General features: G+C 37.4%; 1 protein-coding gene. It reads right to left on the reverse strand.

What is annotated here, in order from left to right; all coding sequences use genetic code 11:
• Positions 1–187: gamma carbonic anhydrase family protein (locus tag AAEY62_RS21455; RefSeq protein ID WP_502935540.1), on the reverse strand; the 187-nt coding region annotated here is incomplete at its 3' end.
• Between the last annotated feature and the right edge of the window lie 123 nt (positions 188–310).

Raw genomic sequence — 310 nt, forward strand, 5'->3', positions numbered from 1 at the left:
CGCTACCATCTTTTATATTAGTACGCTCACCAATGCGTATATAGTTTACATCACCACGGGCAGCAACTAACGGCCACACGCTGCTATCATCACCCAAAGTAATATCGCCAACCAATACCGATGATTCATCTATATAAACAGACGCATTAAATGAAGGGATAACACCTTTATAAGAACGGATTGTCATATCTGCACCTTTAACTAACAGTTATATTAAATTAAGAGTGTAACAGCAGAGCTTATTTAAGTGCCACAAAAGCAGTAATTGTTTATAAAACTATCAGTTTTAGGCGCTTTAGCTCAGTTACTG

The organism is Pseudoalteromonas sp. GW168-MNA-CIBAN-0100 (assembly GCF_040309225.1).
GTDB lineage: Bacteria > Pseudomonadota > Gammaproteobacteria > Enterobacterales > Alteromonadaceae > Pseudoalteromonas > Pseudoalteromonas arctica.